The following is a 26,869-nucleotide window of genomic DNA, read 5'->3' on the forward strand; positions in this document are numbered from 1 at the left end:
CGAACCTTCGCCATCCCCCGATCCGTAGGCGCAAGGCTTGCCCGCGATGGCGATTTCAAAATCGGGACATCAACCGCGCCGTCCCGAACAAACTGACCCGACTGAGTTCGCCACCCTGCTCTTCGAGCAACACCGGCGCCGTACCGCCGGGCATAACCACCGCCACAGTCCCTGCCGTCACCCAACCGACACTCCACGCCGCGCAAGCCACCGCGCTGGCGCTGGTGCCGGACGACGCGGTCGGGCCTTCCCCACGCTCGAAGACCCGAGCAGCAATTCGACGCTCGGATTCCAGCCTCGCCCATTGCAGATTGACGCCCGCCGCACAAGGCTCGCCAGTCCCGCACGGTGGCGCAAAAGCGATGCGCGTGAGATCAGTCAACAACCCGGGTTCGCGCATCTGCTCATTACTCGGCAACGCCTCGGCATCCGCCACCAGCGTCACACAATGGGGATTGCCGATCCGCACGAACTGACTGTGAGCCCAAAGCGGATTCAGTTGTGCGAGCATCGGCACATGGCTCAACTCACGTTGATTCAGTGTCCGCGTCTCGAGCGCCTGAGCCCCCAGCGCATTCGGCCCGAAGGCCGGTTTGCCGAGGTCCAGCCAGAAACCCTGCACGCCGTCGACCTGCGCAGGCTCGACCGAGGTTTCGACAGGCGACACGGCATCGCTTTTGTCATGGTGAACCTTGAGCAGGCAACGCCCGTGCGCCGGCATCAAGCCCTGCTCGGTCAGCGCCTGGGCAAAAATCGTCAGGCCGTTGCCACTGCGCTCGGCCAACGTGCCGTCGGTGTTAACGATCAACAAATCAAACGGTGGCGCAGCCTGAAACGGGCCGACCAGCAAGCCGTCCGAACGGTGCTCCTTGGCACCGGCCGGTTGGGTGCCCGGAGCCCAACTGCAAAACGCTTCCACCGCAGACAGCGCCCAGTCGGCTCGGCTTTGCGCCGACTGGCTGGCATCCTCCGGAAGACTGATCCCGCGCTGGCGCAGATCGTGTGGGCTGACAACAGCGTAGATATTCCCGCGGGCATCGAAAAGCGAGGTCATGGACAGGTCCTGAGTGAGGTCTGGAACACGACGCTACTGTAAGCGTTGGCGACTCGAATCACACCCGCAGAACCTCAAGGTCGTCTGACGGTCACTGATGTGCAAGGATGTGACCCTGATCACAGCCTCCCCCGAAGTACCAAGGATTTTCATGACCGCCATCATCCCTCCCGTCTCCGTCCGCCCCGGGCGCCTCGAACAGATGTCGACGCGCATCGCCTTCTTTATCGCAGGCTTCGGCGTCGCCGCGTGGGCGCCGCTGGTGCCTTACGCCAAAGCCCGGGCCGGGCTCGATGACGGCACGCTCGGCTTGTTGTTGCTGTGCCTGGGAGTCGGTTCGATTCTGGCGATGCCGATGGCCGGTATGCTGGCCTCGCGCTTCGGCTGTCGACGGGTGCTCAGTGGCGGCACGCTGTTGATCTGCCTGGCACTGCCGCTGCTGGCGACGGTGTCGTCGATCCCGCTGCTGATCGCTGCGCTGTTCCTGTTCGGTGCCGGGTTGGGCACGGTGGATTCGACGGTAAACCTGCAAGCGGTGATCGTCGAGCGCGCCAGCGGCAAGACCATGATGTCGGGCTTTCACGGCTTGTTCAGCCTCGGCGGGATCGTCGGCGCGGCCGGTGTCAGCGCCCTGCTCGGCCTGGGCATTTCGCCGTTGGGCGCGACCTTGGTGGTGATCGTGTTTCTGCTGGTGTCGTTGCTCAAGGCTGCGCCCCACCTGTTGCCCTACGGCAGCGAAAGCTCGGGGCCGGCGTTCGCCATTCCCCATGGCGTGGTGCTGTTTATCGGCAGCCTGTGCTTTATCGTGTTCCTGGCCGAAGGCGCGGTGCTGGACTGGAGCGCGGTGTTCCTGACCTCAGAGCGTGATCTCGACACCGCGTATGCCGGACTGGGCTATGCCGCGTTTGCCTTGACCATGACGGTCGGACGGCTGATGGGCGATGCCATCGTGCATAAGCTGGGGGCCACGCGCGTGATCGTGTTTGGCGGTTTGACCGCGGCTGCCGGTTTGCTGCTGGCAACCTTGGCACCGGCCTGGGAAGCCGCGCTGATCGGTTATGCGCTGGTCGGGGTCGGGTGCTCGAACATCGTGCCGGTGCTGTACACCGCTGTCGGCAAACAGAACGTCATGCCGGAAAACATCGCCGTGCCTGCCATCACGACATTGGGGTATGCGGGAATCCTGGCCGGGCCTGCGGTGATCGGCTTTATCGCCCATGGCAGCAGCTTGAGTTTTGCCTTCGGATTGATCGCGGTGTTGCTGCTGGCGGTGGCAGTCGGTGGCAAGGTGTTGAAGGTTTGAATCAATAAAGCAAAAGATCACAGCCTGCGATCTTTCACACCATCACCCGCCACAATGCACTGGCGGGTGAGGTGAACTGAACAGCCGGCTGTTTAAAAACGCAGCGTGGCACCGGTGGCCAGCCACCGTTCACGGTCGTTGTTCAGGTGGCGTCCGACCACCAGATCGATATCAACCTTTTTGCCCAGATGCAGACGAGGTCCGGCCTGCCAGCCCTGATCTGCACCCTGCTGGCCGAAGCGTTCGGCAATCAGCGTCAGGGATTCGGCCAGCGCGTACTCAACGCCTGTGCCCCAGGTCCAGCTGCGTTTCTGTCTGCCGTCGTCGTATTCATGGGTCCAGCCGGTGCTGACGTTCAGGCGCAACGACTCGACAGGTTGATACGTCATGGGCAGGGTCAGGTCGGCGCCATCGAAGGAGTGGCGGCGGTTGAGGGCGAAGTTCGCGCCTGCGGCAAGGGCCACTTCCAGCCCCAGTTCGTCATCGCTGAACACCTGTGCCTTGATCTTCGGGCTGACTTGGGTCTCCCGGTCGCCATCGTCGTGGCCGTGGGACACCGCGGCGCCGAACTGCACCGAGGGCAGCGCCTTGAACGTGCAGTCCTGGGACAGCTCCGTTTCATGGTTCGACTGTTGGTGGCGCTGGCTTTTGTACCAGACGTCGACGTTGCATTCGCCGGGGGCGTTGATCGAACCGTCGTCGACCACATAGGGGCCGCCGGCGGCGTGGGCTTTGGAAGCGAGAGTCAGCAGGAGGGAGACGCCAACGGCCACTCCGACAAACACCAGGTTTTGTCGCATGACCCCGCGTTTGTGGGGAGACAGATCTTGAAGAAAAGCAGTGAATGAACCGGCCTCAACGGCCTGCGCAGTGATTTTCGAGTGGGCGGTCCGGACGGTGCGGCAAGGTGTGTAGTTTGGCATGATCGACCTTGAATACGTGTTCACGCAAATGCTCCTCATGCCTATAACGAGGAGGGTTTGCGACGGCTAAAGTTAATGTCTTCAACAATAAGGCAGTGCTCGGGCATTGAGAGTTACAACTAGGTTCTTCGGTCATCTTCGACGCTCCTGATCTTTCATTAATGGCCATGACGAGGCATGACTACCCAACTTGGCCGGACAGAATTCATTTCAACTTATGACAACTTTATTTCATCCGAAAACGTCTGCCACCGGCAACCAAACCTGCCTTGAAACCCATGCAGGCCGTCACCAACAGCGTTCACCATCAAAAAACCGGTTACACACTGATACACATCACGAAACATCAGCACACTTATTTCTGATAGGCGCACGTACAAACAAACACTACAAAAGTGCTTTATCAGCGATATCTTCCCAACTAAGGAGTCGCTCTTCGGATGCGCCGAAGTATATCCACCGAGTTACAGACTTGTCCGCACTCAACAGAGAACACGCACTGTTTTCTGAATGATGTTCAGGTAGCCGACAGAAATAATAAGTGAACTTATTAGTTACCGCAGTCGAAAGCAAAGCCCCCCTCCTGTTGCCAGGAGAGGGGCTTTGTCGTTAGCGCAGGCCAGTGATACCGGTCACCGGCCTGATCCGGTTTAGAGGCTTTTCTCGTCGATACCGGCTTGCAGCACCTGAGTCTCGTAATGGCCACCGGCGCTCAGCGGGCCGAGGTTGAACTTGCGATCCTTGGCCGTGGCGGCGTCAGGCGTTTGGGTGAGTTCGTCCTTGGCGCCGGTCGCCAGGTTGACCGCAGACTTGGACAGATTGAGGCCAACATCGGCCCGGTAGTCGCTGCCGCTGAGGCTGCTACTGGTGACCCTGGAACCGCCCAGATCCACCGAACCTTCCTTGGCAGAAATCCGTGCACCGGTCAGTTGTGTTTCCCCACCGACCCGAAGGTCGACGCCTTGGCTGCCGCTGATGCCGGACGCTTGGGTAACGCTGTTTTTGCTGGTGTGGCTGACGTCCAGGTACAGCGTCGGGGTGTACGAGGTTGCACCGCTCTTGTCGCCGAACAGCGCGCTTTGGGTAGCGTCGGCGACCTTGCTGCCGGCGGAGTCTTTCGCGTTGAGCGAATAACTGCCACTGCGGGTCAGTGAGTCCTTGGCCGAGGCCAGCCCCTCGACACTTTTATCGACGGCAGTTTCCAGCTTGTCGCGATGGCTGTCGAAAGCCTCCTGGGCCTTGCCCTCAACCTTGTCCTTGAGCGGGCCGGTGGTCTTGGCCAGTTTGCCGACGGCGCCTGGCTGATTTTTCTCTGCATTCAAACGCAGATCGATACCAACCTTGACGCTGCTTTCATGGTCTTGACGACTTTCGAGCGTGAGATCACCACCAACCTGGCCGCTGACCTGTTTGGCGTCGATGCGGGCACCGGCCAACCGGGTGTCGCCAGCGCTGTTCAGCACCACGCTGTCAGCCTGGATGTGGCTGTTTTTCTGGGTGGTGCCGTTGCGGTTGTCGACGTCGATTTTCGCTCGCGCGTCGAAGCCATGGCCGCTCTTGGCAACGTCCTGATCGTTGGTCGCCGACGGTGTGGACTTGCTCGCATTACCGCCAGCGCCGAGGGTCAGTCCCCAATTGTTGATGGCCTGAGTCGATTGCGCCGACTCCAGATAGATCCCGCCTCGTTGTGCATCGAGGGTCACGCTTGGCGCACTGACCTGAGTGCCTTGCAGGTGGATCGCATCAGCAGCGCTGGAGCCGCTGCTCAGCAGCACCGGGCCCTGGCTGTTCAGACTGCCACCCTTCAGGCTCTGGCTGTTTTCACCCACCCGGCCGATGTTGAAATTGGCACTCAGGTTGCCATTCAAGCCGCTGCTTTTCTCGGTACTGCTTTTACCGCCACCGAGATTGAGGCCACCGCCCAGGTTGCTGCCATTGGCGCTGTGAGTGTCCGTCGCGGCTTGCAGATCGAGCTTGCCACCGGAATTCAGCGAGATGTCAGTCGCCTTGTTCACCACCGTGCCGATGGTGGCGCCTTGCAGCACTTGATCACCGCCACTGCTCAACTGCACCGGACCTTTGCCCTGAATACTCGCGACCCGGGCCTGGCTGTCGTCGGTCTGGTTGGCCTTGTGATCGAGTTGGAAACCGGCGCCCAGATTGACGTTGCTGCCTTCGGCGCCGGGATTGGTGCCGACCGTCAGCGAGCCATCGCCACGCAGGCTGGAGGTGTTGCCGCTCTGATGGTCATTGGCCTGATTCAGCGCCAGATTGCCGCCGGTCTTGATCGCCACACCGCCCTGCCCGCCGTTGAACTGACTGCCTTCGTACTGGCCATCACCGCGCAGATCGATCTTCACGCCCTGATTGCCGGCATAGCTGCCGACCACGGCTTTGGAGCTGGTCTCGGAAGTCTGGCGACTACCACCCGCCCCGCTGCCGCGCACGTTCACGTCTTCGCCGGTGGTGGTGTAGACGCGAACGCCGACCTTGGCATCCACCGATTGCTCGCTGCTGCTGTGAGTGTTGGCGGCCGCCGTCGCGACCTGACTGTCAGCCTTGATCGTCAACGCGCCGTCGGTTGCACGGTATTGGCTGCCCTGATCCTTCAATTCACCGGCCACCTGAACGCCAACCGCCCCGCCCTTGAACTGGCTGACCACAGCGTTGCTGTTTTGCTCGCTACGGCTGTTGTTCGAATGACCGACCTCGACATCGATGCCGACATTCGGCTGCGTGAGGTTATCCAGCAAACCCGGTTGCTGAACCTTGCTCTGGGCCACGCCTTCAATGGCTTTGGCAACAGGCCGGGCGATGCCTTTGTACTCGACGTTGGCACCGACATCGACCGACCAGTTGTTCTCTTTGTGGGAGCTGCTGTCGGTGTTATCGGCAGCCTGATTGTCGACCCGCCCCGCCGTAACCTGAAGCGTCGAACCGGCGGCAACCTGCACGCCCTGGGTGGTCAGCGTGCCGTTGCCGGCGTTGATCTGCAGCTTGCCGCTGCTCTCGACACCGGTGGTGCGAGCCGTGGTTTTGGCGGTGTTGTCCTGACTGCTGCCGTGGGCGAAATCGACGCCGCTGCCGGCGCGATCCAGACCACCGGTGTAGTAGAAACCGCCAGCGTTGCGAGTGGTGTCCGTGGTGCTGGAGGTGCTGTCGTGTTCAGCCAACAGCGCAACGTTCTGCCCACTGAGGCTGACATCCCCGGCACTGGCTTTGACCTTGGCGCCTTTGAGGATCAGGTCGCCGCCCGCCGCCAGTTGGACGTTGGCACCGGTCAGGCTTGAGCCCTGTTGACGGGTGTCGTTGGCAGTGGTGGTTTGTTGTTCGTCTTCATAGTGAATGCCGGCGCGGTACTGACCGGCGCCTGGCGCGTTCTCCCTGGCATAAGCGTCAAAACCACGATTCTGGCTCGAGGTGCTGCTGTCGGAAGTGTCCTGGGCCGAGCTGACTGTCAACGTGCCCGTCGCGTCCGCACTCAGCGAACCACCGGCCGAGACCGTGGCGCCGACCACGTCGATGTCCTTGGCGCTCTTGAGTGCAAGGTTACTGTCGGAACTCAGCTGGCTGTTGACCGTGGTGCTGCCCTTGAGGTTCTGGCGGCTTTCATCCTTGGCGATGCCAAAGAATTTGCTGTCCTTGTCATGGCTGTTGCTGTGCGAGGTGTTCTGCACGCCATCGATAGTCAGCGAGCCTTTGTCGCTGATGACACTGGCCTCGGTCCGGCCACGCACCTGGCTGCCGCTGATACGCACGTCGTCAGCCTTGACGATTAATTTGCCGTCGGCGTTGATCTTGCTGCCCTGATTCAGGGTCTTGCCCTGATCGGCATCGCCGGTCTTGCCGAAGAACCCGCCACCGACCAGATCGCCCGAGTACCCGTTCTTGCTGCTGCGTTGCGTACGGCTGGCGCTGCCGATCTCGACCTGTTTGCCAGCAAGGTGAATGTCGCCCTTGCTGCTCAGCTCCGCGCCTTGGGAAGACAGCAACTCGCCGCTGCTGATCGCAATGTTTTTGCCCGCCTTCAACTGGCTGGCGACGCTGCGTTGCTCTTCGCTGCTGTTGTTCCAATCGGCCTTCCACAAGTGCTTGCGGTGCTTACCCTGATCGGTCTGGGTACGGGTTTCGATGGCTGCTGTCAGGCGCAGATCAGCACCGCTGTCGACCTTCAGGGTTTCGCCAGCCTCGACCTTGGCGGCCTTGAGTTCCGCTTTGGCGCCAGCCTTGAGTTCGGCAGTGTGACTGGCCACGACCTGGCTGCCGTGCTGACGCGAGTCGCTGTCGGTCTGGGTCCGATCGTAGGTTTCCCAGGTGATGCCGATGGTGGTGTTGTTCCAGTTCTCGCGTTTCTCCTGAAGCTTGCGCGCTTCAACGCTGCTCAGCGTGAGGTTGCGCCCGGCGTCGAGCTTGACGTTGCGGCCACTGACATCCGCCGCCGCCAAGGTCAGGTCCTTGTCACCGCGCAACGCAACATCACCCTGGCTGCTGCGTACCGCGCTGCGGGTGACGTCGAGGCTGTTGGGCAGTGCCTGGCCGCTGATCTGCAAGTCACCCGCGGATTGAATCTTCACGCCGTCATGGCCTTCAACCTGGACCGGGCCGACCCGCACACCCGCGCCTTCGGCGGTGCTGACAATGTTGATGCGTCCGGCCTGCATGGCACCGAACAGGCTGGCATCGATGCGCGAATCCTGAGTGTTGCCGGCCGGGTCGACGTTGCGCACCTGACCGCTCGCGTAATCCAGCTGATTGCGGCCGGCAGTCAGGTTCAACTGGTCGCGCGCATCGATGCGGCCCTGGCTGTCGATGCGCGGGGCGATCAGGTTGATGCTGCCTTCGCGGTTCGTCAGGCCCTGGCCCTGGATCTGCAATTGGCCGGTGGCGTCACGGGTGTTGAGCCCCTGCAATTTACCGTCGTTCAGCTCGGGACGACCGACCACCAGGTTGGCATTCGGAGTGTTGATGAAGCTGCCGCCATTGACCGAGATACCGTTCGGGTTGGCCAGCACATAGTCGGCCGGGCGCCCGAAAATCTCCTGCGCGCCGTTGACGGCCGAGGCATTACGGCTGATCACTTCGTTGAGGATCACGCTCGCTGCCTGCCCCTGGAACTGCGGGTTGGCGGCCAATTGCCCGGCGAGTTGCGATTGCCCGGCTTGCAGGGCGTTGTTCAACACCAGCCCCTGCCGGTCGACGTTGTAATCGAGAAACTGGTTATGCGACAGACCGCCGCCATTGGGTGCAACGATATTGACGATTGGTACACCAGCCTGATTTTGCAGCTGCGGGGTGCCGCCTGGACCGGGTGCGACCGTCAAGCCACCGGCAAACGCCTGAGGCAATTGGGCAACGAGAAACAGGCTGGCAATCGCCCAACGCAACTTGCCCCGAGGGGAAAGGTGAAACGCGAACTTTTCTATCGGCATGAGAACCTCTCAATAAATTGACTGAATCAAGTTGCGCGTTGGGGAGTGCGCCGCTGCTGTCGCGCTCAGATACCGCGGCTGTTTCAGGCTGTCGGGGATGACGGTTTTCATATCTGCAGGCCCAGGCGCATCAGCCAGGTTTCGGGTTCATTCCCAAACCCCTTGGGCGTGTTGAGGCTGCGTTGGTAGTCGATGTCGACTTGCAGGTTTTTCCAGCTCAGGTTGAGCCCGGCACTGGCACCGCTCAGCCGTTGGCCTGGAGCACCGTGCTCGGCCTTGAGCCAACCGTTGTCCAGTCCCAGACGCGGGGTGATTTGCACTGGCAGGCCGCTGTTCAGTGGCAAGCGCAGGGTGTTGCGCCAGATCGCTCCGCTGGCGCCGGATGCGCTGTTCTCTCGGTAGCCACGAACAGCGGAGTCGTCGGTGCCCAGCAGTTGTTCGATGGCCGGCAGCGGATCGGGGCTGTATTGCAGCGAGAGCTGGCTCTGCCACTGCCAGGCTTGCCCGGCAAACTGGCCATTGCGCCACTGATTGAGGTTCGCGCGGTATTTACGAAACTGCGCCTTGGGCAGGTTGCTGTTCTGGCGCTGGGCATCGTCGTCCGCCCCCAACCAACGCAGCCCCTGGGCATAGTTGATGTCGAGGTTCCACACCGCACTGTTGAGCCAGAACAGGTTCAACCCGGCTTCGGCCACGGTCAGCGTCGGGCTTTGAATGCCGAGGCGAATGTTCTCCAGATAACTGTCGACGTCCTTGTGCGCCAGTTGCAGGCTGGCGCTGAGCTGATGCCCCTGATCACGCCACAACACACGGTCGGCGCGCAGGCTGAGCTGGTCGGTCAACCCGCGGCTATACAGCGTGGTGCTGCTGAGTTTGAACGGTGCACGGTATTCGGCATGGCTGGCGAACAGGCTGTACGTCCAGTAACCGTACGGAATGGCGTAATACAGGCTGGCGTTGCGGCTATATCGCGGGCCGTGGTTGAGGGTGTCGCTGAGATTGATGCTGAGCAAATCGTTGAGCTGCAACGGGCTGTCCAGACTCAGGCTCAAGGTGTCGCGATCGCGCCCGGTGCTGGCGCTGCCAAGGTTGTCCAGCCCCAGCCCCAAGGCCCAGCGTGAGGCGGCGCTGCTGCGCGAACGCAAAATGATCCGCGAGGCACCGGGCTGGCTGCCGGGGGCGATGTCGGCCGTCAGATCGAGTGAGCGCAAGCGGTTCAACTGATCCAGGCCCTGCTCCAGATCGCGCAGGTTCAGCGGCTTGCCGAGCATGCCGGGAAAGGCCCCGCCCAGTGCGACCGGCAAGCTCTGATCCTGCAGCTCGATGGACTCGACGTAACCTTCATCGACCCGGATATCCAGCGACTGGCCGGCTGCCGGGGCACTGACCAGGTACGGCCGACTGGCGATGTAACCGGCATCCACATACAAGCGGGTGATGGTCGCCAACAGATGATTGATCTGGCCGACACCCATGCACGAAGCGATCTGTGGCTTGAGTTGCTCATTCAGTTCATGGCGGTTCAACAAGGTGACGCCGCCAATGCGCGTCCCGCTCAAGGGCCAGCAACGTTCATCGGCAGTGACCTGCGCGGGCAACGCCGGAGTACTTGGCGCCGGCCCAAAGCTGCCGCGTTGCAATTGGCGGCGACGTTGTTCCAGTTGCAGTTGTTGCAGATCGCGTTGTTGCTGCTGTTGCTGGCGCAGCCCTTCCTGGCCGAGTGCCGAGGGTTCTGCAGCCTGGAGCGCAGCGATGCTCAGGCTCAGCAGCGCGGCCAACAAACGTGGAAAGAAGGGGGTGGAAAAACGCGGGACAACGGAAAGCGAAAACGGCACTCAACATCCTTGCATTCGATTAACCGGCCTAATGCCACGCTATCAATTGGCGTGATAGTCAAACCCTAACTACACAAATGCAAGACGTTGCCTACGTCGTATTTAATAATTAAACATCACTACAGTTTTTGCCGATCAGGCCGTACGCGCTCATCCACCCGCTCAAAAACACTGCCAGAACCCCACACATCAACAGCGTCCCACCCAAAGATTGGCTCCAGGCCGCAAGCATCAGACCGCTGCCGATCAACAGGTAATACATCAAGCCAAACAGCGCACCGGCAGTACCCAACCGATCGCCATAACCGGTCAACGCTGAGCCGAGGATATTCGCAATTGCCATCCCGAATGCCAGGGCCACCAACAGCATCGGCGCGATAAACCAGACGCTGGCGCGCAATCCCAGTACACCTAGCGCGCCGAGCAATGCCACCACGGCCGCAATGCCGATCAGCTGCTCCACCTTCATGCCGCGCTTGAGCAAATGTTTGTTCAACGCCGCCCCCAACCCCGATCCCAGCGCCAGGACCACACCGCTATAACCGAACAATTCAGGACCCAATCCCAAACGCTGAAACTCAAAGGGACCCAGGCTGTAATAGCTGAACAGAGCGATGTTGAACACTGCCACCAATGACGCCGCACGCCAGATCGCCACGTCTTGCAGCATCCGCCGCAAGGTAGCGAACAACGGTGGTATCGAGACGTTGTCCGGTCGGGTTTCCGGCAAGGTCCAGGCGCTCCAGCCGAACAGAATCAATGCCAGTATCAGCAGGCAAACCAATACGCCTCGATAGCCAAACCCGCTGACCAGGCTGGTGCCGATAAACAGACCCAACGCCGGACTGATCGCCAGCGCCATGCCCACCATCGAAAACACTCGGGCCAGCGCCTGGCCACTGAAGCAGTCGCGCAACAAGGTTTGCGTCACTACCGAACCGACCGCTGCACCAAAGGCCGCCAGCGCTTGCGCCGCCAGCAGACCACTGAAAGTACTGACACCCAGCGCCATGACCGAGGCCAAGGCATACAACGCCAGACCGGCGAGCATCGCCGGTCGCCGACCGATGCGATCACAAAGCCGCCCCCACACCACGACACCAGCAGCGAACGCCAGGAAATACACCGACAGGACCTGCGCAGCGGCTGCGGACGTCACTTCAAATGCCCGGCCAATATCGGCCAGCGCAGGGCTGTAGAGGGTTTGCGCGATCTGTCCGAACATCAACAAGGCAACGGCCAGGCGCAACAGGTTGTTTGAATTCATGACGGCTTACTCACCAAGAAGGACTGGCGGTGATTTTAAGGAGCCGTCACTGACGTATTATCCAGACCCGGACAACAAACCACTGAAATCGGACAACCTCATGGCCTGGCTTGAAGCACAAACCCCCTTCGACCCGGACACTCATGAGGCCGATGTCATCGGCATTGCCGCAAGCCTGGGCGACCACGACTCGGGCCTGCACCAGCATCAGCGCGGGCAATTGCTGTTCACCCGCCGGGGCTGCACCCGGATTACCCTGGCCGATCAACTCTGCCTGTTACCGCCATCGCGCGCGGCATGGATTCCACCACGAGTGCGCCATCGAGCGGTGATGCAACAGAGCGTCGACTACCGGTCCATTTACCTGACGCCGCCACTCTCGACTCAATTACCCCATCAAGTCTGCGTGATCGAGGTCAGCCCATTGCTGCGTGCGGTCTTGGAGCCGATCGCCATGGCCCCGTTCGACACAGATTGGCGTCAGGGCAAATTCGTGCATTTGCTCGGGCTGTGCCTGAGTGAAATCCGCGAAGCCATCCACCAGCCGATGCTGCTGCCCTTGCCTCGGGATAAACGCCTGGCGCCGTTGCTGAGCCTCCCCGAACAACTGCCGCCGCAATTGCAGGTATTGGCGACAAGGGTCGGCGCCAGCAGCAAAACCATCGGGCGGATTTTCCAGCGGGAAACCGGCATGGGTTATCAACAGTGGCGACAGCAGTGGCGACTGATGCGCGCCATCGAACTGCTCGCTACCGGTCGCAACATCAGTTACAGCGCTTTTGAACTGGGCTTTGCCAGCGACAGCGTGTTCATCGCCTTTTTCAAGGCCATGACCGGCAAGACGCCAGGCACTTATTTCAAATGATCATCGGCAACCGACGAGCGGCCGGAAAAATCATTTGTCAGAAAATATTACTTGCATCATATTATGATCGTAATAACGACTGCTACCCCATAGGGGATTGCCATGACCAACCTGAACGCCGTTGATCCTTCCCTTGCCGTGCAACCTGCGCGCCCGCCTCTGCTCAAGCGCCTACTGCTCGCCGTTGCGGGCCTCTTTGCCCTGGCGTTGATCGCCCTCTACGGTTCGCACTGGTGGACCAGCGGCCGCTTCATCGAAGAAACCGACGACGCCTACATCGGTGGCGACGTGACGGTGATCGGGCCGAAAGTCGCCGGTTATGTCGAAGAAGTGCTGGTGACCGACAACCAACGCGTCAAGGCTGGCGACCTGCTGATCCGCCTTGATTCACGCGACTATCGCGCCAGCCTGGCCAAGGCCGAAGGCGCCGTTGCGGCGCAAGAAGCGCTGCTCGCCAATCTCGATGCCACGGAGCAATTGCAGCATGCAGTGATCGGTCAGGCGCGTGCCGGGATCGATGCCGCCGGTGCGGAAACCGCCCGCTCGCGGGATGACAATGCCCGCTACAAAAAGCTGGTCGGCAGTAATGCAGTGTCGGTGGAAAGCGCGCAACGCGCCGATGCCACCTTCAAGACGGCTCAAGCGCTGAGTGCCAGGGCACAAGCCGAGTTACTCGCAACGCAGCGGCAGCTCGACGTGATCGCCACCCGCAAGCAACAAGCCAAGGCGGCGTTGATGCAGGCGCGTGCCGAACGTGATTTGGCCCAGCTGAACCTCGGCTACACCGAACTGCGCGCGCCGGTCGACGGGGTGATCGGCAACCGTCGGGCGCGGGTTGGCGCCTATGCCCAGGCCGGCTCGCAACTGCTCTCGGTGGTACCGGCCAGCGGACTCTGGGTCGATGCCAACTTCAAGGAGGATCAGCTCGCGCACATGGTGCCGGGACAGCGCGTGAGCATTCATGCCGACGTGCTCTCGGGGCGTGAGTTCCATGGTCACCTCGACAGCCTGGCACCAGCCACTGGCGCGCAGTTCAGTGTGTTGCCACCGGAAAACGCCACCGGCAACTTCACCAAAATCGTCCAGCGAGTGCCGGTGCGGATCCTCCTCGATCCGGCCGACGGCGTGCTCGGCCAATTACGTCCGGGGCTGTCGGTGACCGCCTCGGTTGATACCAAAACCGCGCCCAAGGAAACCACCGTTGCCATAGCCCGGGCCAGCGCACCATGAGCCGCGCCCTCATCGCCCAGGCAATACCGTTCAATGCCGCGAACATGGCAACGGCGACCAAAGTGTTTGCCTTCGCCACGATGTGCATCGGCATGTTCATCGCGCTGCTGGATATCCAGATTGTTTCAGCCTCGCTGCGTGACATCGGCGGCGGGCTCTCGGCCGGTACCGACGAAACCGCCTGGGTGCAGACCAGCTACCTGATCGCCGAAATCATCGTGATTCCGCTGTCAGGGTGGTTATCGCGGGTGTTTTCCACCCGTTGGCTATTCTGCGTCTCAGCGGTTGGTTTCACCCTGGCCAGCTTGCTCTGCGGCGCGGCCTGGAACATCCAGAGCATGATCGCCTTCCGCGCCCTGCAAGGTTTTCTTGGCGGCTCGATGATCCCGCTGGTGTTCACCACGGCATTCTTTTTCTTCACCGGCAAACAACGGGTGATCGCTGCCGCGACCATCGGTGCAGTGGCCTCATTGGCGCCGACCCTGGGGCCGGTGATTGGCGGCTGGATCACCGACGTGTCGTCCTGGCACTGGCTGTTCTACATCAACCTGGTGCCGGGGATTTTCGTCGCCGTCGCGGTGCCGATGCTGGTGAAAATCGACCAGCCGGAATTGTCCCTGCTCAAGGGCGCGGATTACCTGAGCATGGTGTTCATGGCGCTGTTTCTCGGGTGCCTGGAATACACCCTGGAGGAAGGTCCGCGCTGGAACTGGTTCAGCGACCAGACGATTCTGACCACCGCGTGGATTTCCGGGCTGGCGGGCCTGGCGTTTATCGGCCGGAGCTTGCACGTCAACAATCCAATCGTTGATCTGCGGGCGCTGAAAGACCGCAACTTTGCCCTCGGCTGCTTCTTTTCATTTGTCACCGGGATCGGTCTGTTCGCGACCATTTACCTGACACCGCTGTTCCTCGGCCGGGTGCGCGGTTATGGGGCACTGGACATTGGTCTGGCAGTGTTTTCCACCGGGGTGTTCCAGATCATGGCGATTCCGCTGTATGCCTTTCTGGCCAACCGCGTCGACCTGCGCTGGATCATGATGGCCGGCCTTGGGCTGTTCGCATTGTCGATGTGGGACTTCAGCCCGATCACCCATGACTGGGGCGCGCGGGAGTTGATACTGCCGCAAGCGTTGCGCGGAATTGCCCAGCAATTGGCGGTGCCACCGGCGGTGACGCTGACCCTGGGCGGGCTGGCCCCGGCGCGGTTGAAGCACGCATCGGGGTTGTTCAACCTGATGCGCAACCTGGGAGGTGCGATTGGTATTGCCGCCTGCGCGACGATCCTCAATGACCGCACCAACCTGCACTTCACGCGACTGGCCGAGCACCTCAACAGCAGCAATGAAGCCATGAACCAGTGGCTGTCACAGGTCGGCAGCAACTTCGCCGCCCTGGGTCAGAGCGGCGACGCGGGCGTGACAGCCAGCCTGCACCAACTGTGGCTGCTGACCTACCGCGAAGCCCAGACGCAAACCTATGGCGATGCGTTTTTGATGATCATGCTGTGCTTTATCGTCGCCACCGCCATGGTGCCACTGATGCGCAAGGTGGCACCGCCCGCGGCGCCCGTGGCCGATCACTGAGACGCTTCAACTGGCTGGAATGTCGCCACCGGCGGCCTGCAAGTGCTGGTATTGCAGGCACAGGTAGTGGGCAATGATCAGCCGCGCCGGCACCCCGGCCTCCGGCGCCATGCGTTCAAAGGCGCTGTAGCCCGCCGCGCGCAGGGTCAGGCCGCGCTGCTGCAAGGCCTGGTCGACACCCGACGCCACTTGCGGGTCCACCCCGCGCTCGGCCTGCTGGCACAACCAGCCGGCGAACTCCGGCAGCAGGTGGCAGCTCGGCAGCAACACCTCCTGCACCGGCGAGTCCAGTGCCTCATCCACAGCCGCCAGCGGCGTCGCAGTGGCAGGTGCCAAATCGAAATGCAGCGCATCGAGCAACGGCTGGCCTGGGGCGGCATCGGCTCGAATCAGGCTCAAGGGCTCGGCAATCAGCCTGCCCGCGTGTTCATAGACCCGCGCCACCAGCTGTGAACCCTCGATCCAGGGTTCGCCAGCCACTTGCTCGATCCGGCCGATGGCGTGCCGGGTGTAGGCCGAATAGCGCAATTCGACCCACAGGGTCGCGCCCTGATGGTCGTGCAGCGGCCAGACCAGGGTCTGGCGTGTGCTGTCGAACTGCACCGTCCCCACGGCGGCCGGTTGCAACAACGCCCAGTCGTTCATCGGCCGCGCCGGGGTCAGCAGGCTGCGGCGCTGGGCCGAACGCGCCAGGAGCAAGGCGCTCCAATCCGCTGCCGCCGGCAGTTGCTGCCACTGCACCGCGGTCAATGGCTCAAGCACTGCGGCCTGTACCGACTCGGCCACCGACAGGCGCCCGTCGCCATTGACCTGGGCGCCCATCAACGACAGCCGCCGGCCGCTGGCATGGGCCGGCGACAGCAGACCGCTCCAGGGGCCCGGATTGCGGTAGCGCAGCAACGGGTTGAAGCCGCGTTGCAGCTCGGGCCGGGCCTCGGTGCAGGACAAAAAACCCTGCTGCGCCGGGCTCCAGAACACCAGGCTCAAGCCCTGGTAACCGGACGCCGAGCGCCAGGCATTGGCGCCCAGCCCCCACAGTTCCAGGGCCGTCGACGGCGTGTACTGGCTGCGCGCCTGGCCCAGCAGGCGCGCCGGCTCTTCGCCACGTTGCGCGGCGCTGGTCAAGGCCTGGAGCAAGGCATAACAGCGGCTCAGTTCATCGAACAGGCGCTGGCCATCGGCCCCGGCCGCCCGCTCCAGCAGCAGTTGCACCTGATCCGCCAGGCGCCGCAGCGACAGGGCCAGGCGCGGGTAATCGGCGCCTTGGGCCCACACCGCCAGGGTCACGTAGCGCTGCTGCATGGCCTGGGACAAATGGGCCAGGCCCACCGCCACCGACTCTTCCAGCAACTGCCGCGCGCCCTGGCGCAAACGGCTGCGAGTGGCCTCCCGAAGGGTCGGGCTCGACTCGGCATTGGCGCCGCCCAGGGGGACGGGCGCGATCAGCTCCAGCCCTTGCATACGGCGCAGCGCCAGCACCGCCGCCACCTGGTACTTCTCCAGGGCGCCGCTGCGCTGGTCGGCGAGCATGCCGCCCAGGGGGCCGCCCATATAGCGCAGGGTCAGGGGTGGCGTGCCCAGGGTCAGGGTCAGATTGTGCTCGCCACCCAGGTGCAGCTCCTGCTCCAGATCCAGGTCCATGACGAACTGCCAGGCCCAGCGATAACCCGGCTTGCCCCCATGCTTGAGCAACTCGGCATGGGGCAGCGTGAGCAAGCTGTTCAACAGTGCCTGACGCTGATCCGGCGCGGGTTCTGGCTCGGCTCCAGGCGCCAGCGGCGGACCCTGCTCGGCCAAAATCTCGCGCAAGCCCAGGGCACAGGCCAGGATGTGCTGGCACACGCCGCTGGCCGGGCAACTGCACTGGGCAAAGGCCGGCCCGCGCTGATCAAAGCGCAGTTGATAAGGACCGCACTCCAGCAGCAAGTGCTCCGCGCCCTCCTCCAGCAGCCGTGGCGGGTTGCTTTCCAAATCTTTATAAGCGCGGCGCAACAGGCCGCGATTGGCCAGGGCAACAAAGGCTTCGTCGTCAAAACTCAGCAGTTGCGCCAGCAGCTCCGGGCGCAGGCTCATGAGATCACCTTGAGCAGCCAGTGGGCCAGGCGCTGCGGGCTCATGGCGGCGATCTGCATGCCGTAGGCGGCAAGGTTGGTGGCCATCTGCCGGTCGTAATCGGGGTTGGCCTGGTCGTCGAGAGCGGCCAGCCCGAGCAGGGTCACCCGAGCCTCGGCCAGTTGCTTGACGGTGCGCAGCAGCTCATTGGGCGATGCCCCTTCGTAGAAGTCACTGACCAGCACCAGCACCGTGCGCTGGGGGTTTTCCAGCAACTGGCTGCAATAGCGCAGGGCCTTGCCGATATCGGTGCCGCCCCCCAGTTGCACGCGCATCAGGGTTTCCACCGGGTCGCCTGCGTGCTCGCTGAGGTCGACCACGTCGGTGTCGAACACCACCACCTTGACCCGCAGCGCCGGCAGCCCGGCGAGAATCCCGGCCATCACCGCGCTGTGGATCACTGAGTCGGCCATGCTCCCGCTCTGGTCCACGCAAAGTATGATGTCCCACGGCAGGCGCCGGCTGTTGCGCTGGAAAAAAAACAGCTTCTCCACCACCAGCCGCTGGCGTTCGACATCGTAGTGCTTGAGGTTGCGCCGCAGGGTGCCCAGGGCATCGAAATTGCGGGCCACGGCCATGGGGGAATGGCGCTGGCGGTTGAGGCGCCCGGACAGCACCTGGCGCACCTGCGGTTCCAGCCGCTTGCGAATCTCTTCCACCACCTGGCGAATGATGCGCCGCACCATCACCAGCACATCGCCCTGCAAGTGCCCGCGCAGGGCGAGCAAGGTGCGCAGCAGCTGTTGATTGGGTTCCAGGCGCTCCAGGGCCTGGGGATCGGTGACCAGCTCGGTCAGGCCGTAGCGGTCCAGGGCGTGCTGCTCGATCACCTCCACGGTGTCCACCGGGAACAGCTCGCGCACCTCACCCAGCCAGGTCACCAGGGTCAATTGGGTCGGGTCGAGGGAACCGGCGCGAGCGTCTTCGCGTAAGCCCCGGCCCTGGTATTCACGGCCGTAGAGGTATTCCAGTGCCACGTCCATGCGCGCCGCCTGGCCTTCCAGCCCGGCGCCGCCGGCGGCGTCACGCAGAGGTTTATCGGCATATTTGCCCAGCACCAGGCGCCAGCGTTCGAGGGGGGTCATGGCGTCATCCAGGGGGCGAGGCCGTCGCCTTGCAACACCAGGGCCAGGCTTTGCGACAGGCGCAGGTTGGCCTGGACCTGATCGGCATGCAGCATTGCATGGCGTAGCCGGCCCAGATCATCGGCGCCATGCAACTGGGCGACTCGGGTTGCGATACGGTCGGTTTCACGCGGGGTCATTTCGGCAAAGGCCAGGCGCAGCTCCGGCAGGCAGGCGACAAACTGCGCCTCGCCCCACTGGTTGAGCAATTGGTCCAGCACCTCTAGCAGGCTGGGGATCTGCCAGGCGCTCTCGCGGGCGGTGGACAGCAAGCCGCGCAGGTAGGCCACGGCTTCCTGGGGTTGACGCAGGCCATGCAGGTGCCCGGCCAGTTCAGTGGCCAGTTGTGCTTCGGACAAGCGCCCGGCCAGGTACAGCAAGCCGGCACAGGCACCCCGCAACAGCAGGTTGGGCTGCTGGTGCAACTGGCTGACCAGGGCCCAGTACAACGCCTGATCCAGCTCCGCACCCGCGGCCCCGGCCAGCAATTCGCGCAACTGCACCAGGCAGGCCACATGGCCCGTGGCCTCGGCCTCGCTCACGCCTTGGGCGCCAAGGTAGGTGGCGCGCTGATAAGCACTACGCAGCAACCCCGGCAAGCCCGGCAGGTGCGCGGCCTGCAACGGCTCGTGGGACTCCAGCAGCAGCGACAGGCTGGCCGTGGCCGCCACCAGCGAGGCGAATACCGGGTCGGCGCCAATGGCTTCCGCCAGGCGCTGCAAGGGCGTGGCCAACTGCTCATGCAGCCCCAGCACACAGGCCTGCACCAACAGCACCGCCGCGCCCCGGGCATCGGCCACGCCGTCGCCGGTCTGTTGCTCCAGGCGCTGGGCGAAGCGATTGGCCACCGCCTGGGGCAGGGTCGCGCCATACACCGACGCTTCCACCAGCGCACCTTCGGTGCTGGCCGTCCAGGCGTACTCCCAGTGTTCCTGGAGCAGATGCAAACCGTGGCCGTCGACAAAATCCGGGCCGCCGGTGCGCCAGGCAAAGGGGATGCCCAACAACAGCAGGCCATGCAGCAACTGGCTGCTGCGCCGGTGTTCGGCGCGCCGGTACAGGTCCAGCACCACCCGGCGCGGCTGCGAGTCGTGCAGCTTCAGGCGCTGGTGCCGGGCACGGTATTCCACGTCCCTGACCAACGGCGGCGTGCCGGCCCCGGGCGGCACCCGGCCCAAGGCCTGGCCGGTGAAACAGGCGCGGGCCACTTGCCGCACCCGAACGCCGTCGGCGTCGGCATTGCCCTGGATAAAACAACTGAGGATGGCGTCGTCGACATCCACCCGGATCGGCGCATCGCGCCCGCGCAGGGTGGCCAGGCGCAGCATCTGTTCGTAGGCGGCGGTGAGGGTCGGCAAAGGCAGCGCCACGTCCTGCTCGCGGAGTTTTTCCGCGACCTCGAACAACAGCTCCAGGGCCGCTGCCTGCCGTGGCCGAGCCGGGGCCTGCGCGCTGCGTTGCAGGTGCTTGAGCTGGGCGTGCCACAGCCGCTGGTGCCAGGCCGGCGCGGTCATGCCGGCGGCGTAACCATTGAGGCGCTCCAGGCGGTCGAAGCTGTAGCGGATCAGCGCGCTGGCTTCATCGGTCAGCCCGGCGCGGCTGATGGCCGGCCGCTCGACCCCGGTCGCCAGCAAGCCCGGCAGCGCCACCGCGTGCAAGCCACCGACCACCACCAGCACCGGCCCCTCTCCCGGACGCCGGGCGGCCAGGGCCTGCTGGATATGCCAGGCCATTTCCGCCTCACGGGCCAGGGTGCCGTCGACGTGCAGCTCGTCGTGGCTGCAATCCAGGCGCGCCAGTTGGCAATAGGCCGCGACCCGGGTCAGGTGCTCGGGCCAATCGAGCCGGGTAGCCGGCACCTCGAACAGGTGCTCCCAGAGTTCTTCGTGGTCGCGGCAGCCCAGTTGGCCGGCCAGGCGTTGCAGGTGTTCGCTGCGCCGGTAATGACCCTCGTCGAGCAGCGAATCCTGGCGGAGTTCCACCTCGGGCGGCGACGCCTCCAGGGCGCATTGCTCGGCAAAGTCGAGGTCGATAAAGCGTGCGGGAATGCCCTGGGCCGCTGCGGCGCGCAGGGCCACCAGCTCCGGCGAATAGTCACAGAACGGGTAATAGGCTGCGCGCCGCGAATCCGCCGCCGCGCCGCCCACGGCGTAGGTGTAGATCGCCAGGGGCATCTGCGCTTCGGGGTGTACCAGCAGCGGCAGCAACGGGTCGAAGGACCGCGGCCCTTCCACCAGCACCACGCTCGGCGGATGGCTGGCGAACAGTTGCTGCAATTGCCAGGCGCAACCGGGGCTGTGGTGGCGCACGGCAAACACAATCAACTCATCGCTGGCCAGGCTCTGGCCCAGGGCGCGCAGGCTGGCGCTGTCTAGCCCGCTGTCTAGCCCGGTGCCGGCCAGGGACGCATCAGCGATCAAGCTCACGTCGCGCCTCGAGCACCCGCTGCCATTGCGGTTGGCGCTGGGCCCGCTGGCGCACCACCACGTCGAAATAGTGGCGCAGCTTGCCGCCGTCCTCGGGGTTGTCCTTGAGCACGGTGCCGATCAGTTGCCGGGCAATATGCTCGCCGCCGACCACGCCGTTGCCGAAGTAGTGGGCATCCAGGCTGGCGGCGTACCCCACTGCCACCGCTTCGGCGGCCGACATCACCGCGCTGGGTTTCTCCAGCACCGTGCCTTCGGCGGTGGCACCATGGCGCAGGTCGTTGAACGCGGTCACCAGCAGTTCGAGCACGTCAGGGCTGAAGTCGACCTTGACCTGGGCCTGTTGCAACAAGGCTTCGGTCTGCTCGCGCACCAGCTGGGTTTCAAGGCGCCGGTCGCTGATGGGGCGCACGGTTTCGAAGTTGAAGCGGCGCTTGAGGGCGCTGGACATTTCATGCACGCCCCGGTCACGCAGGTTGGCGGTGGCCAGGATATTGAACCCCGGCGCGGCAAACACCGTGGCCTCCTCGTCCTTGAGTTCGGGCACGTGCAGCACTTTGTCCGAGAGCAGGCTGATCAGGCTGTCCTGGATCTCGGGCTGCATGCGGGTGATTTCTTCGATCCGGCACAGGCTGCCGCTGCGCATCGCCTCATACATCGGGCCGCGCACCAGGGCGCGCTGGGTCGGACCTTCGGCCAGCAGCAAGGCGTAGTTCCACGAATAACGGATCTGCTCCTCGGTGGTCCCGGCCGTGCCCTGCACCGTGCACAACGACTGGCCGCTGATCGCCGCCGCCAGCAGCTCGGAGAGCATCGACTTGGCGGTCCCCGGCTCGCCCACCAGCATCAACCCACGGTTGCTCATCAGGGTCACGATACAGCGGTCGATCAGGGCATCGTCGCCATAGAACTTGCGCCGCACCTGCAACGGCCCGTCGCCGAGGATAAACCCGCGCACCGCGCGCGGTGACAGGCGCCAGCCGATGGGGCGCGGGCCGCTGTCGTGCTGTTGCAGGCGCGCCAGTTCAGCGGCGTGGGCCTGTTCGGCCGGGGCCTTGAGCATTGCGCCAGGCGCAGGGGTCATGGGCGTGGTCCTTTACGGTGGCGTGCCAGGCTTTCAGTATTCACTTTTCTTTTCCCAGTCCGGGTCGAACCCTGTGCCCTGGGCGGCGATCGAGCGCAGGTCGTGGTAGCACTCCGAGAGCAGAATCGTCGGCACCTCAGCCAGGGGCATGCTGTAGCGGCCGCGGTAGAACGTCAGGTCGACCAGGGCCACGGTGCGGTTGCTCTCCGGCAGCGGGTTGCCGGTAAAGCGGATATCGGCCGACAGCCCGAGGCTGACAAAGGACTTTTCATAGGTGTAGAACCAGCCGGCATCCTCGGTCGCGCCCCGGGTATAGCCGAGCTTCAGCGCGTGGCTGCGCAGGGCGAAGGCTTCCAGCAGGTGGCCCTTGAAGTCTTCGATAGAATGGGCGTCGCCCTGCCCTTCGGGCAACTGATAGACGCCCTTGCCCAACTGCTGGAACAGCGGCGTCACTTCGTAGTCCACCAGGTGCTGCTGCCACTGGAGCAGTTCCTCGGCGCCCAGCAGCGAGTCATGAGCCAGGCGCACCTGGGCGTCGTCGGCCAGGGTCAGCGGGTTGTCCTCGCAATCGGTCAGGCTGCCATCGTCCAGCGGGCGGAAGCTGGCCAGTACCCGGTCCCCCTCGACCTGCACCCAGACCAGGCGCTGCAACAGCCGGCGCATGATCGGGTGCTGGTTGAGGTAACGCTGCCAGTCGGCGTACGGCCACTCGCGGCCGGTGCACAGGGCTTCGTAGAGGCGCTCGGTCTGCTGCTTGACGATGCTGGCCAGGGACTTCTTGGCACTGGCGAACTGCTTCTTCGCCTCCTTGGCTTCGTCGGCGTCGTCGTCCTGGCGCGGGTCGGGCAAGGCGGCGATTTTCTTGCCGTCGGGGTTGTACAGCTCGATCTTGAAGTCAGCCAGCAAGCGCGCGCTGAACAGCCGTTCGCCGTAACTCAGCTCCAGCAGGCCGTGCTCGTCGAAGCCGGCCGAAGGCAAGGTGCGGTCCGCCAGCTGGGCCAGGGTCCAGTGGTTGCGTTCGGCCAGGGCCCGGGCTTGCAGGATGGCTTCTTCCTGAAAGCCTGCGGTGCGGAAGCGACTGGCAATGGACAGCAACAACTGGGTCGCGGACGGGTGCTCGATCCAGGCCAGCATGGCGATCAGCGCCTTGCCCTGGGACGCGCGGGTGCCATAGAACTCCTTGAGGTAACGCCCGGCCGGCGCCGCTGCATCGGCCCCGGCGCAGGCCGCCGCCACCGCCAGCAAGCCTTTGCTGGCCGCCGCCGAGCCTTGGGGCTGGCGCATGAAACGCGGCAGGAAGCTCGCACTCAGCTCGTCCAGGCTCTTGCCCAGGTGCGGGCTGTCCTTGTAGTCGTCCGGGTAGCGCTGGATGAAAAACAGGGTGCTCGTGGCATGCCGCTCGGCCAACTGCTGGGCCTGCTCCAGCGGGATCGGCCGGGTGTCTTCGGCCAGCCAGGTGTCCAGCACGAACTGGCCGAAACGCTCGCGGCCGCGGGCTTCGAACATCCCGCAGAAGCGCCGCAGCAACGCCCCCGGCTGCGCCGACTTGAGCTTGACCGCCTGGGCCAGCAGCCCCTGGGCCGCCGGGGCCGGAACCGGCTCCTGAGTATCGGCCCAGCGCAATTCGGGCAAGGCGTCCCAGGGGAACCATGCCAGGTCCTTGGGCGCGCCCTTGGCCATGGCCTTGCTGGTGTCGATGACCCATTGCTCGCGGTCCAGGTACTGCTCCACCGGCTGGCCCATTTGCTCCAGAGCTTCGATCATGGCGGTGCGCACGCCGTCGTTCTTGTCCTTTTTCAGGGCCTGTTCCAGGGCCGGGATCGCCGGCTGGTGGCCCAGGTTGCCGAGCCATTTGGTGGCCAGCAGCCGGACCTCGGACTTGCCCGAGCCGAGGGCGGCAATCAGGTGCGCCTCCTTGCCCGGCAGCTGTTCCAGGGCGCGCTGGGCCTGGGCCCGCTCACCCTGGTTGGAGCCCAGGGCGATCTCGAACAGGCGGTTGATCAACGATGCGGGCGGCGGTGCCATCTTGACCACCGCGGCATACAACGCGTCGGTGCGATACACCTCCAGGGCCGCCAGCGCCTGCTCCAGCCAGCCCTGGTGCAGGGCAAAATACGGCGCCACCGCGTCGGCATCCCAATCCTCGGCGAACCCGCCATTGAAGCAATCCTGCAGCAGGCTGTCGCCGTTGCGGCCACGGTCCTCGAGCATCTGTGCCAGGGCCATCAGGCTCAGCGAGTCGTCCTGTTGATAGGCTTGCTCCAACGCGCGACAGCTGATGTTGCTCAGGCAGCCCTCGCCACTGCCCAGGGCGTTGCAGAAATCCAGGACCTTGAACGCCATCACCCCCGTCAACTCCTCGCTGTCGGCGAAGGCCTGCATCGCCGAGCGGGAAAAGTACTCGCTATGGTCTTGCGGCAGATCACGGGACGCCGGCGGCACCACTTCGGTCGAGGCCAAAAACGCCTTGAGCTGGTTCAGGGCTGCGACGCTGTAGTTGGGCCACAGCTCCGGCTTGCCGGCGGTTTTTTTCTCCGGGTGGGCGGCGTAGTACTCGATGTTGCTCTCGTTATCCCGGTCGATCAGCTGATTGAGGTCGGCCCACAGTTGGTCGACGACTTCCAGGCGTTCAGGGGTCAGCACCACCGCCCAATCAATCACCGGGCCGCTGTAGTGGACCGGCCCCTGCTCGTGGGCAGGCTCGGCGTCCCACTCAGCGAGCAGGCCGCGCACCGAGGCCGCACGGTCGGCTTCGGCCAGGGCCCGGGCCTCGGCGCGCAGGGGCGGGTCAGCCAACTGGTTGGCCAGGGCCCACAGCAGGCGCAGGGCATGGGCGCGCTGCTCGGGCTTGCCGCCCTGGATCATCAGGGTCAGGGGTTGCAGGGCGCCGCGCTGGCACTTGAGCAGCAGCGGAGCCGCCTGTTCACGCACTTCGCGATTGCCGCCACAGGCCATTTCACACAGCTCACCGGCCATGGCGGTCATGACCGGCGGATCGAGGTCGCTCATCAGGTTCAGGACCTGGTGCTTGAGGTACATGTCCCCCGCCAGCAGCAACGGCCGCAGCGCCTCGACATGGCGCAGCACCCACTGCGAATAGCCGTCCATATAGGGCACCAGGTAGATGCCGTAGCCCTGACGGTAGGCGTCATTCGAGCCGCTGAAACACGCGGTCAGCAGCGCCGAGGGCGGCAGGTGCGCCTCCAGCAGCAGGGTCTCCATCAAGGGGGCGCTGATGCGCTGGACGATGCGGGTTTCATCGGTCTGCGGGTCGCGCAACAGCTCGACGCTGTGGGTCAGGAGCAGCTCCGGCCAATGGCTGCCGTCGGCCATGGCGATGCCGAAGCGGCGTGCCGGACAGGCTTGCAGCACCCGCGCCCAGCGCAATAGCTGGGCCGGGTCGACATCGGTCAGATCGTGATACAGCTGCGGCCCGAGGCTGCCGACCCGGCACTCGTGCCCGCTCAATATGTGGAGGTAGTTGGCGACGGCGTAGCGCTGGCCCAGTTCGGCCAGGACCTGCGGCCCATCGCCCTGGCGCACATAGGTCAGGATCGCCTCGGCCAGGCCGGCGCGGCCGCCGTTATCGGGCAAGTGGTCAAGGGGTTCGAGGTAGGTCTGCAGGCGCTGCAGCCAGACATCGCCCGGCACGTTGCTCGCCGCTGCGGCCGGCGTTGCGCTGGCCCCACCCAATACCTTGCCTATCCATTTGAGCATGCGTCGTCCTGTTCGCTATCGGTCCGTTTCGGGCGCGCAGGATACAACACAATTTCCCTTGGCGGCAGGGCGGCCTGTGCAGCCGGGGCCCTGCCCGGGCCGGTTGCTTATGCCTGCGGCAGCTTGCGGAAGCCCACGGCCAGGCGGTTCCAGCTATTGATGGTGGAGATTGCCACGGTGAGGTCGACCATTTCGCTGGGGCTGAACGCGCTGGCCAGCAGCTCGTAGTCGGCGTCCGGGGCGTGGGTCTGGCTGATCAGGGTCAGCGACTCGGTCCAGGCCAGGGCGGCGCGTTCACGCGGGGTGAAGAACGGCGTTTCACGCCAGACCGACACCGCATACAGGCGGCGCTCGGTCTCGCCCCCTTTGCGTGCATCGGCAGTGTGCATGTCGACGCAAAAGGCACAGCCATTGATTTGCGAGGCACGCAGCTTGACCAGTTCGATCAGCGACTTTTCCAGCGGCAGTTTTGTCACCGCGCTTTCCAGCGCGATCATGGCTTTGAGGGCATCCGGCGAGGCGGTGTAGAAATCGACGCGAGATTGCATGGTCAGCTCCATAGCAAGTGGGGATGCGCTATACGGTAGCGCTGCCGGCGATTGGCACAAATAGCCAATTGTTCAGAAGTCGAGGTAGCCAATGACTGACCCGCCCGTCTTTTGGCGCGACCGTTTCTGCGGTCGGGTTGGCGGTGAATCGAGCGCTGGATCACCTCGATGCACGGAACTCACCGCAGTAGCCAATCCGGCGTCAGTCATTGTGGCGAGGGAGCTTGCTCCCGCTCGGCCGCGAAGCGGTCGTAATCCGGTAATCGCGCGCTATCTGGATATTCGCGGTGGCTGATTTTAGGGTCGCTTCGCAACCCAGCGGGAGCAAGCTCCCTCGCCACGGAACCGTATCGGCCTTTGGGCAGT

15 protein-coding genes are annotated in these 26,869 nt (G+C 63.9%); 4 read left to right on the plus strand and 11 right to left on the minus strand.

Annotated features, from left to right (window positions below):
* Window positions 1–55: 55 nt before the first annotated feature.
* On the minus strand, window positions 56–1,054 hold the full coding sequence (locus AABM55_RS19830) for a diaminopimelate epimerase (RefSeq protein WP_347927434.1): 999 nt from the start codon (window positions 1,052–1,054) through the stop codon (window positions 56–58).
* A 151-nt stretch (window positions 1,055–1,205) separates the two neighbouring features.
* On the opposite strand from AABM55_RS19830, the gene AABM55_RS19835 reads away from it, so the two are divergent.
* The gene (locus tag AABM55_RS19835) at window positions 1,206–2,357 is read left to right on the plus strand and encodes an MFS transporter (RefSeq protein ID WP_347927435.1); all 1,152 of its coding nucleotides are present in this window, start codon (window positions 1,206–1,208) and stop codon (window positions 2,355–2,357) included.
* A 92-nt stretch (window positions 2,358–2,449) separates the two neighbouring features.
* On the opposite strand, the gene AABM55_RS19840 is transcribed toward AABM55_RS19835, so the two are convergent.
* The 4 genes from AABM55_RS19840 to AABM55_RS19855 form a co-directional block, all read right to left on the minus strand.
* Window positions 2,450–3,157: a transporter gene (locus AABM55_RS19840; RefSeq protein WP_081013871.1), complete on the minus strand. Its 708-nt coding sequence runs from the start codon at window positions 3,155–3,157 to the stop codon at window positions 2,450–2,452.
* Window positions 3,158–3,930: 773 nt separating this feature from the next.
* Window positions 3,931–8,709 carry a hemagglutinin repeat-containing protein gene (locus AABM55_RS19845; protein ID WP_347927437.1) on the minus strand — a complete coding sequence of 1,593 codons (4,779 nt, stop codon included), beginning with the start codon at window positions 8,707–8,709 and terminating at the stop codon, window positions 3,931–3,933.
* A gap of 107 nt (window positions 8,710–8,816) precedes the next feature.
* Window positions 8,817–10,487, minus strand: coding sequence for a ShlB/FhaC/HecB family hemolysin secretion/activation protein (locus AABM55_RS19850; protein WP_347930067.1), 1,671 nt, complete (start codon window positions 10,485–10,487; stop codon window positions 8,817–8,819).
* 166 nt (window positions 10,488–10,653) lie between these two features.
* Window positions 10,654–11,811 carry an MFS transporter gene (locus tag AABM55_RS19855; RefSeq protein ID WP_347927439.1) on the minus strand — a complete coding sequence of 386 codons (1,158 nt, stop codon included), beginning with the start codon at window positions 11,809–11,811 and terminating at the stop codon, window positions 10,654–10,656.
* A gap of 100 nt (window positions 11,812–11,911) precedes the next feature.
* Between AABM55_RS19855 and AABM55_RS19860 the strand changes: the two genes are divergently transcribed.
* The 3 genes from AABM55_RS19860 to AABM55_RS19870 all read left to right on the plus strand — a co-directional run bounded on the left by AABM55_RS19860 (window position 11,912) and on the right by AABM55_RS19870 (window position 15,492).
* Window positions 11,912–12,676: a helix-turn-helix transcriptional regulator gene (locus AABM55_RS19860; RefSeq protein ID WP_347927441.1), complete on the plus strand. Its 765-nt coding sequence runs from the start codon at window positions 11,912–11,914 to the stop codon at window positions 12,674–12,676.
* A gap of 102 nt (window positions 12,677–12,778) precedes the next feature.
* Window positions 12,779–13,906: an HlyD family secretion protein gene (locus tag AABM55_RS19865; protein WP_103316094.1), complete on the plus strand. Its 1,128-nt coding sequence runs from the start codon at window positions 12,779–12,781 to the stop codon at window positions 13,904–13,906.
* Window positions 13,903–15,492: a DHA2 family efflux MFS transporter permease subunit gene (locus AABM55_RS19870; protein WP_347927443.1), complete on the plus strand. Its 1,590-nt coding sequence runs from the start codon at window positions 13,903–13,905 to the stop codon at window positions 15,490–15,492. The genes AABM55_RS19865 and AABM55_RS19870 overlap by 4 nt, the downstream gene beginning before the upstream one ends.
* A 6-nt stretch (window positions 15,493–15,498) precedes the next feature.
* Here AABM55_RS19870 and AABM55_RS19875 read toward each other — a convergent pair whose 3' ends face one another.
* The 6 genes from AABM55_RS19875 to AABM55_RS19900 form a co-directional block, all read right to left on the minus strand.
* Window positions 15,499–17,565 (minus strand): hypothetical protein, encoded by a 2,067-nt coding sequence (locus AABM55_RS19875; protein ID WP_347927445.1) that lies wholly within the window; start codon window positions 17,563–17,565, stop codon window positions 15,499–15,501.
* Entirely contained in the window at window positions 17,562–18,689 is a 1,128-nt protein-coding gene (locus tag AABM55_RS19880) for a VWA domain-containing protein (RefSeq protein ID WP_347927447.1), read from the minus strand. The genes AABM55_RS19875 and AABM55_RS19880 overlap by 4 nt, the downstream gene beginning before the upstream one ends.
* Window positions 18,686–21,154 carry a DUF5682 family protein gene (locus AABM55_RS19885; RefSeq protein WP_347927449.1) on the minus strand — a complete coding sequence of 823 codons (2,469 nt, stop codon included), beginning with the start codon at window positions 21,152–21,154 and terminating at the stop codon, window positions 18,686–18,688. The genes AABM55_RS19880 and AABM55_RS19885 overlap by 4 nt, the downstream gene beginning before the upstream one ends.
* Window positions 21,138–22,238 carry an AAA family ATPase gene (locus tag AABM55_RS19890; RefSeq protein WP_054596459.1) on the minus strand — a complete coding sequence of 367 codons (1,101 nt, stop codon included), beginning with the start codon at window positions 22,236–22,238 and terminating at the stop codon, window positions 21,138–21,140. Before AABM55_RS19890 ends, AABM55_RS19885 begins: the two co-directional genes overlap by 17 nt.
* A 33-nt stretch (window positions 22,239–22,271) precedes the next feature.
* Complete coding sequence (locus AABM55_RS19895; RefSeq protein ID WP_347927451.1) at window positions 22,272–25,955, minus strand: DUF4132 domain-containing protein; 3,684 nt, start codon at window positions 25,953–25,955, stop codon at window positions 22,272–22,274.
* Window positions 25,956–26,062: 107 nt separating this feature from the next.
* Window positions 26,063–26,503: a carboxymuconolactone decarboxylase family protein gene (locus tag AABM55_RS19900; RefSeq protein WP_054596457.1), complete on the minus strand. Its 441-nt coding sequence runs from the start codon at window positions 26,501–26,503 to the stop codon at window positions 26,063–26,065.
* Window positions 26,504–26,869: the final 366 nt, after the last annotated feature.

The sequence above is a fragment of the Pseudomonas helvetica genome (assembly GCF_039908645.1).
In the GTDB taxonomy this organism is placed as follows: Bacteria; Pseudomonadota; Gammaproteobacteria; order Pseudomonadales; family Pseudomonadaceae; genus Aquipseudomonas; species Aquipseudomonas helvetica.